Annotated in this window: 14 protein-coding genes; 11 read left to right on the top strand and 3 right to left on the bottom strand. The window is 71.0% G+C overall.

Annotated features, from left to right (window positions below):
- Positions 1–9 precede the first annotated feature (9 nt).
- The 7 genes from ACFYY6_RS04605 (at position 10) to ACFYY6_RS04575 (ending at position 8,267) form a co-directional block, all read left to right on the top strand.
- Positions 10–1,782, top strand: a complete 1,773-nt coding sequence (locus tag ACFYY6_RS04605; protein WP_351522843.1) for an ABC transporter substrate-binding protein — start codon at positions 10–12, stop codon at positions 1,780–1,782.
- Between the two features lie 167 nt (positions 1,783–1,949).
- Positions 1,950–2,951 (top strand): ABC transporter permease, encoded by a 1,002-nt coding sequence (locus ACFYY6_RS04600; protein WP_351523801.1) that lies wholly within the window; start codon positions 1,950–1,952, stop codon positions 2,949–2,951.
- Positions 2,948–4,045 (top strand): ABC transporter ATP-binding protein, encoded by a 1,098-nt coding sequence (locus ACFYY6_RS04595; protein WP_073784655.1) that lies wholly within the window; start codon positions 2,948–2,950, stop codon positions 4,043–4,045. The genes ACFYY6_RS04600 and ACFYY6_RS04595 overlap by 4 nt, the downstream gene beginning before the upstream one ends.
- 35 nt (positions 4,046–4,080) lie before the next feature.
- Positions 4,081–5,424: an ABC transporter ATP-binding protein gene (locus tag ACFYY6_RS04590; RefSeq protein ID WP_386608157.1), complete on the top strand. Its 1,344-nt coding sequence runs from the start codon at positions 4,081–4,083 to the stop codon at positions 5,422–5,424.
- Between the two features lie 18 nt (positions 5,425–5,442).
- Positions 5,443–6,114, top strand: coding sequence for a trimeric intracellular cation channel family protein (locus ACFYY6_RS04585; RefSeq protein WP_351523799.1), 672 nt, complete (start codon positions 5,443–5,445; stop codon positions 6,112–6,114).
- A gap of 213 nt (positions 6,115–6,327) precedes the next feature.
- Positions 6,328–7,200, top strand: a complete 873-nt coding sequence (locus ACFYY6_RS04580) for a thioesterase family protein (protein ID WP_351523797.1) — start codon at positions 6,328–6,330, stop codon at positions 7,198–7,200.
- A 593-nt stretch (positions 7,201–7,793) separates the two neighbouring features.
- The gene (locus ACFYY6_RS04575; RefSeq protein WP_351523796.1) at positions 7,794–8,267 is read left to right on the top strand and encodes a carboxymuconolactone decarboxylase family protein; all 474 of its coding nucleotides are present in this window, start codon (positions 7,794–7,796) and stop codon (positions 8,265–8,267) included.
- 149 nt (positions 8,268–8,416) lie between these two features.
- Here the strand turns inward: ACFYY6_RS04575 and ACFYY6_RS04570 are convergent, their stop codons facing one another.
- On the bottom strand, positions 8,417–9,154 hold the full coding sequence (locus tag ACFYY6_RS04570) for a TetR family transcriptional regulator (protein WP_389191657.1): 738 nt from the start codon (positions 9,152–9,154) through the stop codon (positions 8,417–8,419).
- A gap of 83 nt (positions 9,155–9,237) precedes the next feature.
- On the opposite strand from ACFYY6_RS04570, the gene ACFYY6_RS04565 reads away from it, so the two are divergent.
- The 3 genes from ACFYY6_RS04565 to ACFYY6_RS04555 all read left to right on the top strand — a co-directional run bounded on the left by ACFYY6_RS04565 (position 9,238) and on the right by ACFYY6_RS04555 (position 11,404).
- Positions 9,238–9,432 (top strand): hypothetical protein, encoded by a 195-nt coding sequence (locus tag ACFYY6_RS04565; protein WP_389191851.1) that lies wholly within the window; start codon positions 9,238–9,240, stop codon positions 9,430–9,432.
- Between the two features lie 59 nt (positions 9,433–9,491).
- Complete coding sequence (locus ACFYY6_RS04560; RefSeq protein ID WP_389191654.1) at positions 9,492–9,899, top strand: DUF4190 domain-containing protein; 408 nt, start codon at positions 9,492–9,494, stop codon at positions 9,897–9,899.
- 335 nt (positions 9,900–10,234) lie between these two features.
- Entirely contained in the window at positions 10,235–11,404 is a 1,170-nt protein-coding gene (locus ACFYY6_RS04555) for a cysteine desulfurase family protein (protein WP_351627197.1), read from the top strand.
- A gap of 112 nt (positions 11,405–11,516) precedes the next feature.
- Here the strand turns inward: ACFYY6_RS04555 and ACFYY6_RS04550 are convergent, their stop codons facing one another.
- On the bottom strand, positions 11,517–12,236 hold the full coding sequence (locus ACFYY6_RS04550; protein WP_389191651.1) for an N-acetylmuramoyl-L-alanine amidase: 720 nt from the start codon (positions 12,234–12,236) through the stop codon (positions 11,517–11,519).
- Between the two features lie 61 nt (positions 12,237–12,297).
- Between ACFYY6_RS04550 and mnmA the strand changes: the two genes are divergently transcribed.
- Positions 12,298–13,428, top strand: coding sequence for a tRNA 2-thiouridine(34) synthase MnmA (gene mnmA, locus ACFYY6_RS04545; protein WP_389191648.1), 1,131 nt, complete (start codon positions 12,298–12,300; stop codon positions 13,426–13,428).
- Between the two features lie 66 nt (positions 13,429–13,494).
- Here the strand turns inward: mnmA and ACFYY6_RS04540 are convergent, their stop codons facing one another.
- Complete coding sequence (locus ACFYY6_RS04540) at positions 13,495–14,100, bottom strand: hypothetical protein (protein ID WP_389191645.1); 606 nt, start codon at positions 14,098–14,100, stop codon at positions 13,495–13,497.
- Between the last annotated feature and the right edge of the window lie 265 nt (positions 14,101–14,365).

Here is a 14,365-nt window from a genome sequence, read left to right as displayed (position 1 = left end):
TGCGAGAAAATGTCCACGGTTTCCACGAAGCGACGGCTCACCGCTGGTGCGGCCCTCGTGGTCGCGGCGCTGATGACCACCACGGCGTGCGGCGGCGGCGACGGCGACAGCGACGGTGGCAGCGCGAAGGGCGCGGGCTTCAACGCGGCGTTCAACAAGGTCGCCAACCCGTCCACCAAAAAGGGCGGGACGCTGAAGATGGTCGGCAAGCAGGACCTGGACTCGGCCGACCCGCAGCGTGCCTACTACGGCATGGCCTGGGACTTCATGCGCTTCTACACCCGCCAGCTGGTCACGTACGACACCAAGCCGGGTGTCGCCTCGACCAAGCTGGTCGGTGACCTCGCCACCGGCCCCGCCGAGATCACGGACGGCGGCAAGACCTACACGTACAAGCTGCGTGAGGGCGTGACCTGGGAGGACGGCTCCAAGCTGACGTCCAAGGACGTCAAGTACGGCATCGAGCGCATCTGGGCGACGGACACCATCACCGGTGGTCCGCAGTACCTGAAGCAGGCGCTGGACCCGAAGGGCGAGTACAAGGGCCCGTACAAGGACTCGTCGCCGGACAAGCTCGGCCTGAAGGCGATCGAGACGCCCGACGACAACACCATCATCTTCAAACTGCCCAAGCCCAACGGTGACTTCGAGCAGTTCCTGGCCATGCCGTCCGGCACGCCCGTGAAGGCGTCCCAGGACACCAAGGCCAAGTACACCCAGCGCCCGTTCTCCTCCGGCCCGTACAAGTTCGAGTCGTACAAGCCGAACAAGAGCATCGTGCTCGTCCGCAACGACAAGTGGCAGAAGTCGTCGGACCCGGTGCGCGCCGCGCTCCCGGACAAGATCACCGTGACGATCTCCGCCAACCTGGAGGAGAACGACAAGAAGCTGATGGACGGCGACTACGACGTCGACCTCAACGGCACCGGCATGACCCAGTCCGGCCGCGTCACCGCCATCCAGAAGCACAAGGACAGCGTCGACAACATGCAGACGTCGTTCGTCCGCTACGTCGCCCTGGTCCACACCGCGAAGCCGCTCGACGACGTCCACTGCCGCAAGGCCGTCTTCTACGCCACGGACTTCGCCGCCCTCCAGCAGGTCCGCGGTGGCGAGATCGCCGGTGGCGCGATCGCCAACAGCGCCCTCCCGGCGTCCATCAAGGGTCACAGCGACTACGACCCGTACGGCGTCCTCGCCCGCAAGGGCAAGCCGGACCTGGCCAAGGCCAAGGACGAGCTGAAGCAGTGCGGCCAGCCGAACGGCTTCTCCACCAAGCTCACCGCCCGCAACAACAACCCGGGCGAGGTCGACACCGCCGAGGCGCTCCAGGCGCAGCTCGGCAAGGTCGGCATCAAGGTCGCGGTCGACCCGATCAACGGTGCCGAGGCGGCCAGCATCAGCGGTTCGCCGTCGGTGGTGAAGCAGCGCGGCTACGGCATGACCATGAGCGGCTGGGGCCCGGACTTCCCGTCCGGCCAGGGCTTCGGCCAGCCGCTGTGGGACAGCCGCTTCCTCTCGGAGACCGGCAACTACAACGAGTCGCAGCTGAAGGACCCGCAGGTCGACAAGCTCTTCGACCAGGCGATCGCGGAGACCGACGCGGACAAGGCCGGTGAGATCTACGGCCAGATCGACAAGCGGATCCTCGACCAGGCCGACTGGATGCCCTTCATCTACGAGAAGAACATCACCTGGCGCGGCAACCGACTGACGAACGTCTACATGTCCGACGCCTACAACGGCCGTTACGACTACGTCTCGCTCGGCGTCGTCAAGTAGTCGTCGACGGCAGCGGCAACAGCAGCCGCTGCCGTCGACAGCAACAGCGGCCGACTCCGTCGGCCGCCCCACCGCCGCCGAAACCCGCCAGTCCGAAGGGCAGGTGATGGCCGGGGCGGTGGCTGGGAACCCCACGAGGGATCCCGGCCACCGCCGGGCCGCGCACAGTGCTTGCTTATCTCATCCGGCGCCTGTTCGCCGTAGTCATCATGGTGCTCGTCGTACTGCTCGCGACCTTCACCATCTTCTTCATGCTGCCCAAGTGGGCGGGTCAGGACGTCGCAGTCCTCTTCGCCGGCAAGGCCACCGGTGCCGAGCAGCTCGCGGGCATCCGGATCAAACTGGGGCTCGACGAGCCCCTCCTCGTCCAGTTCTGGGACTTCGTCAAGGGCATCCCGATGGGGCGCGACTACGCGAACGGTGACGACGTCACCCACTGCGCCGCCCCCTGCTTCGGGTACTCCTTCCGCACCGAGGTACCGGTCTGGACCACTCTCAAGGACGCCCTGCCCGTCACCGGCGCGCTCGCCGCGGGCGCCTGCGTGCTGTGGCTCCTCGGCGGCGTCGCCACCGGTGTCGTGTCCGCGCTCAAGCGCGGCACCATCTGGGACCGGGCCGCGATGACCACCGCCCTCGGCGGCGTCTCCCTGCCGATCTTCTTCACCGGCATGGTCGCGATGGGCCTCTTCGTGCACAACCTCGGGTGGGTGCACATCGCCGACAACCTCTCCACGGACGACGGCATCGGCGTCTGGTTCCAGACCCTGATCCTGCCGTGGATCGTGCTCGCGTTCCTGAACGCCGCGATGTACGCCCGGCTCACCCGGGCCACCATGCTCGACGTGCTGGGCGAGGACTACATCCGCACCGCCCGCGCCAAGGGCCTGGGCGAGGGCACCGTGATCACCCGGCACGCCCTGCGTTCCGCGATGACGCCGATCCTCACCGTCTTCGGCCTCGACATCGGCGTGCTCCTCGGCGGAGCGGTCCTGACCGAGTCCACGTTCAACCTGCCCGGTCTGGGTCTCGCGGCCGTCCAGGCCATCAGCGACAAGGACCTCCCGGTGATCCTCGGCGTCACCCTGTTCGCGGCGCTCGCCATCGCCGTCGCCAACCTCGTCGTCGACATCATGTACGCCGTCATCGACCCGCGAGTGAGGCTGGGATGACCGAACTGCACAAGAGCGGTGCCGCGCTGGGCGAACCCGTCGCGGACTCGCCCGCCCCCACCGCCTTCCTGGACGTGCGCGACCTGAAGGTGCACTTCCCGACCGACGACGGCCTCGTCAAGTCCGTGGACGGGCTCAGCTTCACGCTGGAGAAGGGCAAGACCCTCGGCATCGTGGGCGAGTCCGGCTCCGGCAAGTCCGTCACCTCGCTCGGCATCATGGGCCTGCACACCGCCGGCCAGTACGGCAAGCGCAAGGCCCGCCTCTCCGGCGAGATCTGGCTGGACGGCAAGGAACTGCTGTCCGCCGACCCCGACGAGGTCCGCAGGCTGCGCGGCCGCGACATGGCCATGATCTTCCAGGACCCGCTGTCGGCGCTGCACCCGTACTACACGATCGGCAAGCAGATCGTGGAGGCGTACCGGGTCCACCACGATGTGGACAAGAAGACCGCCCGCAGGCGCGCGATCGAGATGCTCGACCGGGTCGGCATCCCGCAGCCCGACAAGCGCGTGGACAGCTACCCGCACGAGTTCTCCGGCGGGATGCGCCAGCGCGCGATGATCGCGATGTCCTTGGTCAACAACCCCGAGCTGCTGATCGCCGACGAGCCGACGACCGCCCTGGACGTGACTGTCCAGGCGCAGATCCTCGACCTGATCCGCGATCTGCAGAAGGAGTTCGGCTCCGCGGTCATCGTCATCACCCACGACCTGGGCGTGGTGGCCGAACTCGCCGACGACATCCTCGTGATGTACGGCGGGCGCTGCGTCGAGCGCGGACCGGCCGAGAAGGTGTTCTACGAACCCCGGCACCCCTACACCTGGGGGCTGCTGGGCTCGATGCCGCGTCTCGACCGCGACCAGACCGACCGGCTCATCCCGGTCAAGGGCTCCCCGCCGTCGCTCATCAACATCCCGTCGGGCTGCGCCTTCAACCCGCGCTGCCCGTACGCGGACGTGCCCGAGGGCGACGTGACCCGCACCGTACGGCCCGAGCTGCGCGAGGTCGGCGGCCGGCACTGGGCGGCCTGCCACATGTCGCAGGAGCAGCGGGAGCGGATCTGGACCGAAGAGATTGCGCCCAAGCTGTGAGCGAGGACAAGGCCGTGACGAGCGAGGACAAGGGCATGGCGAGCGGGGGCGAGGACGTGGCGAACGCGGGCAGGGACACGGAGGTGCCCGGGCAGCGGGCCTCCGGGAACGGGGCGAGTGCCGAGAAGGGCTCCGCCTCCCGCGAGGTGCTGCTGAGGACGACCGGCCTGCAGAAGCACTTCCCCATCAAGAAGGGGATGCTGCAGCGCACCGTCGGCGCCGTGAAGGCGGTCGACGGGATCGACTTCGAGGTGCACGCGGGCGAGACCCTGGGCGTCGTCGGGGAGTCGGGCTGCGGCAAGTCGACGATGGGCCGGCTGATCACCCGGCTGCTCGAACCCACCGCGGGGAAGATCGAGTTCGAGGGCCAGGACATCACGCACCTCGGCGTCGGCGCCATGCGCCCGATGCGCCGCGACATGCAGATGATCTTCCAGGACCCGTACTCGTCGCTGAACCCCCGGCACACCATCGGCACGATCGTGGGAGCCCCCTTCAAGCTCCAGGGAGTGACGCCCGAGGGCGGTGTGAAGAAGGAGGTTCAGCGGCTGCTGGAGGTCGTGGGCCTCAACCCCGAGCACTACAACCGCTACCCGCACGAGTTCTCCGGCGGCCAGCGTCAGCGCATCGGGATCGCCCGCGCGCTCGCGCTCAAGCCCAAGCTCGTGGTGGCGGACGAGCCGGTGTCGGCGCTGGACGTCTCCATCCAGGCACAGGTCGTGAACCTGCTCGACGACCTCCAGGCCGAGCTGGGCCTGACGTACGTGATCATCGCCCATGACCTCTCGGTCGTCCGGCACGTCTCGGACCGGATCGCGGTGATGTACCTCGGCAAGATCGTGGAGCTGGCCGATCGCGACTCGCTCTACAAGGCGCCGATGCACCCGTACACCAAGGCGCTGCTGTCCGCGGTCCCGATCCCGGACCCGAGGCGCCGGTCGGCCAAGAGCGAGCGCATCCTGCTGAAGGGCGACGTGCCGTCGCCGATCTCGCCGCCCAGCGGATGCCGCTTCCACACCCGCTGCTGGAAGGCGACGGAGACCTGCCGGACACAGGAACCGCCGCTGGTCGCGCTGAGGACCGGGCACCAGGTCGCCTGCCACCACCCGGAGAACGCGGCGGACCAGGTGCCGGGGGAGACGGTGACGGAGGAGGCGCGCGAGGCGATCGAGATCGTCTCGATCCAGAAGGCGGAGGCCGACGGCGGCGCGGCGGAGGAGTCCGCGGCGGAGAAGTCGGCGGCCGGGTCCGCGGCGGAGGAAGCGGCGGAGGAGCCGGCCGGGGGTTCGGCCGCGGAGGGTCCCGCCGAGGGACCGTCGTCCGGTGCCGCCGCAGGGGGAACGTCGTCCGATACGCCGGAGGTCGGCCCCAAGGAGTAGTACCGGCACAATTGCCCGGTGCTCAACGAACTGTTCACGCCCTCCGTCCAGCACGCGCTCGACATCGCCGGGATCTTCGTCTTCGCGATCTCGGGCGCGCTGCTCGCCGTACGCAAGAACTTCGATGTCTTCGGCATCGCGGTGCTCGCCGAGGTGACCGCGCTGGGCGGAGGGCTGTTCCGTGACATCGTCATCGGCGCGGTCCCGCCCGCGGCGTTCACGGACCTCGGCTACTTCACCACCCCGCTGCTCGCTGCGGTGCTGGTGTTCTTCCTGCATCCGCACGTCGAGCGGATCCAGGTGGCGGTCAACGTCTTCGACGCGGCGGGCCTCGGGCTGTTCTGCGTCACCGGCACGGTCAAGGCGTACGGGTACGGCCTCGGCCTGACCGCGTCGGCGGCGCTCGGACTGGCCACCGCGGTGGGCGGCGGCGTACTGCGCGATGTCCTGGCCAACGAAGTGCCGTCCCTGCTGCGCTGGGACCGGGACCTGTACGCGGTGCCCGCGATCGTCGGCGCCGCGATCATCGTGCTGTGCATCCGTTTCGACGCACTCAACGCGCTCACCAGCGGCGCCGCGGTGATCGCGGCATTCGTGCTGCGGCTGCTCGCGATGCGCTTCCACTGGCGCGCCCCGCGCGCGTACAACCGGCGGTCGTCGACGGCCGAGGAGGGTTCCGCGGCCATGTGACGTGGTCCGTCCATGCGACGCGGTTCGTCCATGGGCGGCGGTCCGTGATGGACGGTGGCCCGTTCCGGGTGGTTGGTTCCGGACGGGTTCGTGTCCCGGGAGGCGGTGCGCCCCCCAGGACGCTACTTCCGGGAGTATCCGGTCATCCCGGCCCCATTCTTCTCATAAGAAAAAGCTACCGCTTAGTAATGCTGTCGGTGTACGGTGCATCGCATGGCACAGGCAGCAGAGCGAGCGGCGCGAATCACTCAGGCGACCGCGACCATCGGTGACAGCGAGTTCGACCGCGACACGGCCGTCGTCCGTCGTGAGGAAGGCGTCTACGACGCCGAGCTCTCCGCCGGATGGACGATCATCCATGCGGTCAACGGCGGCTATCTGCTGGCCATGCTCGGCCGCGCGCTCGGCGACGCCCTGCCCCACCCGGACCCCTTCTCGATCTCCGCCCACTACCTCACCGCGTCCGTCCCGGGCCCCGCGTTGATCCGTACGCAGACGGTCCGCACCGGCCGTACCCTCTCGACCGGGCAGGCATCCCTCTTCCAGTACGCGGAGGACGGCACCGAGACCGAGCGCATCCGTGTCATCGCCACCTACGGCGATCTGGACACGCTGAGCGGAGAGGTGCGCACCTCGGCGCAGCCGCCGGCCATCCCGCCCGTCGAGCACTGCCTCGGCCCCGGCGACGGCCCGGCCCCCATCCCCGGCAGCTCCGCCATCGCCGACCGGATCGACATCAAGCTCGACCCGGCGACGGTCGGGTGGGCGGTCGGAGCCCCCTCCGGAAAGGGCGAGATGCGTGGCTGGTTCGGCCTCGCGGACGGTCGCGACCCCGATCCGCTCTCCCTCCTGCTCACCGTCGACGCGCTGCCGCCCACCGCGTTCGAGCTGGGCCTCAAGGGCTGGACGCCGACCGTCGAACTCACCACCCACGTCCGCTGCCGCCCCGCTCCCGGCCCGCTGCGGGTCTCCATCACCACCCGCAACCTCGCGGGCGGCTTCCTGGAGGAGGACGCGGACGTCTGGGACAGCGCGGACCGCCTGGTCGCGCAGTCCCGTCAGCTGGCCCGGGCGCCGCGCGGGTAGCGGCTGCGGGAAGGTCCGGCCCCGACTCTCCCGGGACCGGTTCAGTCGACGCCGCTCGGACTCGGACCGGCGTCGCCCGGGCCGCCGCTGCCCGGAATCAGGCCGACGTCGGCCGGATGCTGTCGGCCGCCGGATTCGAGCGGATCGACGCGGTGCCGTGGACGCGTACGGGACGTGGGGGAGGGATGCCGAGGACGCGTCCGCCTTCCTGCTGGAGTCCGGCCCCGGACGCCACCTGACCGGCCAGGTCGGACCGGAGGTCCGTGACCGCGCCCCCCAGCGGCTCCGCGAGATCCTGCGGCCCATGAGGGGGACGGCCCGCTGCGCCTGCGCAGCGCCGCGTGGCTGGTCACCGCCGCGCGCCCCGAGCGACGTGCATGACCGGCGCGATGCACGCGACGCGCGTGATGGACGCGAAGCATGTGACGGGTATGGCGGGCGTGCCGGGCCGATCGTGACGGGCCGGTGGCATCCGCTGATCGCGCGGAGCGGCAGCCCGAGAGGGAGACGCAGGTCACACTGGTACGTGTCACATCGTGCGGCTCGTCTCCGTCGAAGGGGTGTAACCGCCAACAACGGCCAAGGAGTGCACCATGGAAGCTCGCTTGAACCTCTTCACCAACCCGGTCGCGGCCAAGGCCCTGAAGCACCTCGTCTCGGCCGGGAAGCCGGTCGCGGACTCGTCACTGCCGGCCGCGACGCGCGAACTGGTGCTGCTCCGTGCCAGCCAGATCAACGGGTGCGGCTTCTGCGTCGACATGCATAGCAAGGACGCCGTGCACTCCGGGGAGACCTGGGAGCGTCTCAACCTGGTCGCGGCCTGGCGCGAGGCCACGGTGTTCACCGACGCCGAGCGCGCCGCGCTGGAGCTCGCGGAGCAGGGCACCCGCATCGCCGACGCGGCCGGTGGCGTCAGCGACGAGGTCTGGGCCAATGCCGCCAAGTACTACGACGAGGAGCAGCTTGGCGCCCTGGTGTCGATCATCGCCGTCATCAACGCCTTCAACCGCCTGAACGTCATCGCCCAGCAGCCGGCCGGCGACTACCAGCCGGGCCAGTTCGGCTGACCCGCGCGGGTTCGGAAGGCCGCGGACGACGGGGGAGTACGCGGCAGGGGCCACCGGTGCCGTATCGGCGCCGGTGGCCCCTCGGCTTCACGGGCACCCTGGCGGGGCTCACGGGCTTTCCGTGGGCCCCGCAGGCCGTGCTGGGGGCTTCACGAGCCTGTCGGCCGGTCGCCTTCCGCCCGGAGGATGCCCGGACGGGGTGCGCTGTTGCCGCTGTTGCCGTCGTCCTCGTCGTCGCCCTTGTCGGAGTGGGTCCGCTCGTCGCCCGCTCGGTCCAGCCAGTGCCGTCTGCCGAGGGCGATCAGCCTCAGTCGTCGGCGGGCCACCTCGGCGACCTCCCGCTCCCCGTCGGGCCCCGCCTCCAGGAGCGCGGAGGTCGTGATCACCAGGTGGTCGACGTGGAGGCCGCCCAGCATCAGCAGATCCTCCTCGCTCCAGCCCCGCGATTCCGGTTCTTCGGCGAGCACCTCCGCGACCTCCCGGCCGAATTGCCGCAGTTGGGCCGCGATGGCATCGCGGACCGCCTTCACGCCGCCATGCTGCTCGCGCGCGATGAAACGGAAGTGGGCGGGCTGATCGGAGACATGACGGATGATCAACTCCAAGCCGCGTTCGAGTCGTTCGTCACCGTCGCGACTCTCGTCGACGATCGCGCGGAGCGTTCCGTGCAGGCTGCCCAGTGCCTCCTCGACAAGCGCCACGCCGAGGGCGGCCGTGTCGTCGAAGTGCCGGTAGAAGGCGGTGGGCGTGACCCCGGCGGCCCGTGTCACCTCACGCAGCCCCAGGCCGCTGAGGCTCTGGTGCTCCAGAAGCCCGAGCGCGGCATCCAGCAGGGCCTGACGCGTTCTCAACTTCTGGGTCCGGCGGATGCCGACAGTGTGACTCATGCCATTCAGTAAACAACTGTTCTCCGGAGTGGGGAAGGGGCGTCGGGTCTAGACTGAGCAGTCAGTGAACAGTCGTAATCTCAATGGCTCACGAAGAGCTCGCGGAAAGGCCGAACATGATCGCCCTCGTCGCCGCCCTGCTTCTGCTCGGACTCGTGCTCGGAGCCGTGGTCCAGATTCCGCTTCCGCTGAGTTTCGCGCTCGCCACCGTGATCGGCTGCTGGCTGCTGGTCTTCGCCGTGCGGGAGCGGGCGTCCGGGCAGCGCAGGTCCCGATGATCGCGGGTCCGGAGATCCGACAGCCCCGATCGCCGCACGTACGAAGGAGCTCGTCCCCCATGACACTCACCGCGTCCGTACGCCGCCGCCCCACCGCGAACCCCGGCACCCACGTGCCGTCCGCCGCCGACGCCGACGCCGACGCCGGGTCCGGATCCGGGACCGGGCCCGAGCCCGAGGCCGGGGGCGAGGCGGGCAGCGCGGTCGCGGCCGACCGGCGTCGGCGCGACGGCCGGGACGCCGACGGACTGGCCGTCGCCTCCTTCGTGCTCGGGCTCGTCGGCTTGCTGGTGATGAACATCCTGCTCGGCCCGGCGGCCGTCGTCATGGCGATCCTCGCCCTCGCCCGCGCCACCTCCCGCCGCGGACGCGCCTTCCTCGGGCTCGCCCTCGGTATCGCCGATCTCGTGGTGCTGGCCGTTCTGGTGACCGGTTCCGGCACGATCTCCTGGGGCTTCTCGGGCTGACCGGGCCGACCGGCCGTCGACCCTGCGGTACCGGCGAGGCGGTGCGTGACGGGGCGCGCGGCACCGGGACGGGCACGCGGCGTGCCACGCGGATGCGACCCGGCACCCGGTGTGCCACGCGGGTGCGACTGGAACGACCCGGCCGGCGGCAACGGATCGAGAGCCCGGATCGCGAGCCCGGATCGAGAATCCGGGCAGCACGGCTCCGCCGGGTCGGTCCCGGGCCGGGAGCGGGCGGCCGGAGGAGCCGACCGGTGCGCGGGTACCGGGCAGCGATGCGCCGTGCGTACGCCCCGCCGCGTACGGGCGGGCGGGCTCGTAGAATCGGGCCCACCATGGCTTACCTCGACCACGCCGCGACCACGCCGATGCTTCCCGAAGTGATCGCCGCGATGACTGCCCAGCTCGCTGCCACCGGTAACGCGTCCTCGCTGCACGCCGCGGGGCGCCGGGCCCGTCGTACCGTCGAGGAGTCGAGAGAGACCCTCGCCGACGCGCTCGGCGCACGCCCCAGCGAAGTGGTCTTCACCTCCGGTGGCACCGAGGCCGACAACCTCGCGGTGAAGGGCCTGTACTGGGCCCGCCGCGACGCCGACCCCCGCCGCACCCGGGTGCTGGCCAGCCCGGTCGAGCACCATGCGGTGCTGGACGCCGTCCACTGGCTCGCCGAGCACGAGGGCGCGAACGTCGAGTACCTCCCCGTCGACCGGTACGGCCGCGTCCACGCCGACGCGCTGCGCGAGGCGGTCCTCCGCGACCCCGACGACATCGCCCTGATCACCGTCATGTGGGCCAACAACGAGATCGGCACGATCATGCCGGTACGCGAACTGACGGAGGTGGCCCGCGAGTTCGACGTGCCCATGCATGCCGACGCGGTGCAGGCGTTCGGGCAGCTGGACGTCGACTTCGCCCGCTCCGGCCTGGCCGCGATGACGGTCAGCGCGCACAAGATCGGCGGCCCGTTCGGCATCGGCGCGCTGCTGCTCGGCCGTGAGTACACCCCCGTGCCCGTACTGCACGGCGGCGGCCAGGAACGGCACGTCCGCTCGGGCACCCTCGACACCCCCGCCATCGCCGCCTTCGCCATCGCCGGACGTCTGGCCGCCGACGGCCGCGAGGAGTTCGCCCGCGAGATCGGCGGGCTGCGCGACGACCTCGTCGCGGCGGTGCGGGCGGCCGTACCCGACGCCGTGCTCGGTGGTGACCCGGCCCCCGGCGGCCGGCTCCCGGCCAACGCCCACTTCACTTTCCCCGGCTGCGAGGGCGACTCCCTGCTCCTGCTGCTGGACGCCCAGGGCATCGAGTGCTCCACCGGTTCCGCGTGCACCGCGGGCATCGCCCAGCCCAGCCACGTCCTGCTGGCCACCGGCAGCGATCCGGACCTGGCCCGGGGCACCCTGCGCTTCTCGCTCGGCCACACGTCCACGAAGCAGGACATCGACGAGGTGGCCCGCGCCATCGGCCCGGCGGTCGAGCGGGCACGCATGGCGGGACTCGTCTGACACGGCGGGACTCGTCCGAGCCGGCGCGGAGCACCGCGGGGTCCGGCCGGACCGGCGCATACGGGACGCTCGGCCGCGCAGGGCGCACAGGACGCGCGGGGCGCGTGCGCGGTCAGGCGCCCGGGGTACCCGCCCGCGTTCCCGCCGTCCCGGCGGTCCGGGCCGCCCGGACGAGCTTCAGATACCGGTTCCAGTCCCAGTGCGGCCCGGGGTCGGTGTGGTCCGCGCCCGGCACCTCCACATGCCCGACGATGTGCTCGCGGTCGACGGGTATCCCGTACCGCTCGCAGATCGCCGCCGCCAGCCGGGCGGACGCCTCGTACATCTCGGCCGTGAAGTCCTGCGGCCGGTCCACGAACCCCTCGTGCTCGATGCCGACGCTGCGTTCGTTGTACGACCGGTTCCCCGCATGGAACGCCACGTCCAGCTCACGGATCATCTGCGTCACATGGCCGTCCCGGCGCACCACGTAGTGCGCCGCCGCGCCGTGGCCCGGGTCCTGGAAGACCCTCACCGCGCTGCGGTAGCTGCCCTGGGTGACATGGACGACGATCCGGTCGATCGCGTAGTCCGCGGGGCGGTCGGCCCGGCGCCAGTTCGCCTCGGACGCCGATATCCACTGGGCCCGCGCGTAGTCGACCTCGCCCGGTGTCCGGGGCTTGTCCACTCCGGGCAGCCGCCACCAGGCCCGTTCCAACTCGTCCCGCGCCAGCACGGCCGAGCCCGCCACCGCGGCCGTGGCGGCGGCGCCGATCAGCAGCCCGCGCCTGCTGACGCCGCGCCCCGCCCCCGCCGCGGACCCTCCGGACCCCGTGGCCTTCTTCGCACCCATGTGATCCCCAACGCATATCCGTGAGCGTTCCGTTCCCGGAGCCCCGTACCCTGGTGGGGCTATGACTCAGACTTCCCAGCGTCCCCTCCGCGTGCTCGCCGCCATGTCGGGCGGTGTCGACTCGGCCGTCGCCGCCGCCCGCGCCGCCGAGGCGGGCCACGACGTGACCGGTGTGCACCTCGCGCTCTCCGCGAACCCGCAGTCCTTCCGTACCGGGGCGCGCGGCTGCTGCACGATCGAGGACTCCCGGGACGCCCGTCGCGCCGCGGACGTCATCGGCATCCCGTTCTACGTGTGGGACCTGGCGGAACGCTTCCGCGAGGACGTGGTGGACGACTTCGTCGCGGAGTATGAGGCCGGCCGCACGCCCAACCCCTGTCTGCGCTGCAACGAGAAGATCAAGTTCGCCGCGCTGCTCGACAAGGCCCTCGCGCTCGGCTTCGACGCCGTGTGCACGGGCCACTATGCCACCGTCGTCGTCCGCGAGGACGGCAGCCGCGAACTGCACCGGGCCTCCGACATGGCGAAGGACCAGTCGTACGTCCTCGGCGTCCTCGACGACAAGCAGCTCGCCCACGCGATGTTCCCGCTCGGCGACACCCTCACCACCAAGGACGAGATCCGCGCCGAGGCCGAGCGCCGGGGCCTGGCCGTCGCGAAGAAGCCCGACAGCCATGACATCTGCTTCATCGCCGACGGCGACACCCAGGGCTTCCTGGCGAGCCGGCTCGGCACGGCCGAGGGCGACATCGTCGACGAGTCGGGCACGAAGGTCGGCACCCACGAGGGCGCGTACGGCTTCACCATCGGCCAGCGCAAGGGCCTGCGCATCGGCCACCCCGCCCCCGACGGCAAGCCGCGCTACGTCCTGGACATCTCCCCGGTGAACAACACGGTGACGGTCGGCCCGGTCGAAGCTCTCGACGTCACCGCCCTCACCGCCGTCAAGCCCCGCTGGTGCGGCACCGCCCCGGCCGGCCCCGGCACCTACACCGCCCAGCTCCGTGCCCACGGCGGCGAGACCGAGGTGACGGCGGAGTTCGTCGACGACACCCTGCACGTCACCTTCACCGAGCCGGTCCGCGGCGTGGCCCCGGGCCAGGCCGTCGTCCTCTACGACGGCACCCGCGTGGTGGGCTCCGCGACCATCGCGACGACGGTCCGGCGAAAGGCCGCGGCAGCGGCGGGCTGACCGCTCCGGCGTGTGCTGCGGGCTTCGGCTGATCGAAGCGCGCGCTTCGCATGCGCGGCCGTGTCCTCAGTGCCGGGGCGGCTTCGCCGCCAGGTGCAGGCGTTGGGCTCCTCCGCGCGTCAGGGGCATGCCGGTACGGGCCACCAGGTCCTGTGCGGCGGCCCCGATCCGCTGCCCGTTCGTCCTCCGGCCGGTCGGGTCCGTGAACGCGGCCGGCCGCGTCGCGGATCGCAGCGCCTGCCAGACCAGGCGCGTCTGTCCGGTGAGGAGCCGGTGCGTCTCGGGGCCGACGTCGGGTTCGTTCCAGCGGACCGCCAGGCGTCCGGCTCGGAAGACCTCGCCGTCCTGGTCCCGGACGCGGCGTGAGCACAGGAGCTGCGCGATGGCCACATGCCGCAGCTCGGGCCGGGCGGTCACCCCGTCGGTCGTGACGACGCCGGCCGGTGCCGCCGCTCCCGCCGGAAGGAGCAGGAACGCCTGCACTCCGCCGCAGCTCAGCGCCTGCTCCACCGTCTGATGCAGATGCACCTCGTGCAGGCCCGCGGGGCCGGGCTGACTGCACAGCCACGCGCCGTCGGGGAGAGCGCCGCGAATCCGCTGCCCCACGAGAATCTCGTCCTCCGGCAGCAGCCACATGTCCGTCGTCTTCGTGCGGGAACCAGGGAGCGCCACCCGCACAGCATCTCACCCCCGCTCCGCCTTCACCCCGCAGTGCGGACATGCCCGGGGGTTCCCCGCGGCGAAGAGGTGCCGATGGACCGTCACCTCCGGCCGAGGGATACCGCAGAGCGTGGCGTCGTCCGCCAAAGCGTGTTCCAGATCCGGTGCGTCGATCTTGCGGCATGCGGCGAATCGCGTCGGGGCGAGCCCGAACACGGATCTGAAGGACCGGGGGCGATGCCCCTGTTGCGGCATGGTCGTCACCCTCGCACGGGGG

The organism is Streptomyces sp. NPDC001750 (genome assembly GCF_042892615.1).
Classification (GTDB): Bacteria; Actinomycetota; Actinomycetes; order Streptomycetales; family Streptomycetaceae; genus Streptomyces.
The sequence above is the reverse complement of the archived record's forward strand: the minus strand, read 5'-3'. Positions and strand labels throughout refer to the sequence as shown.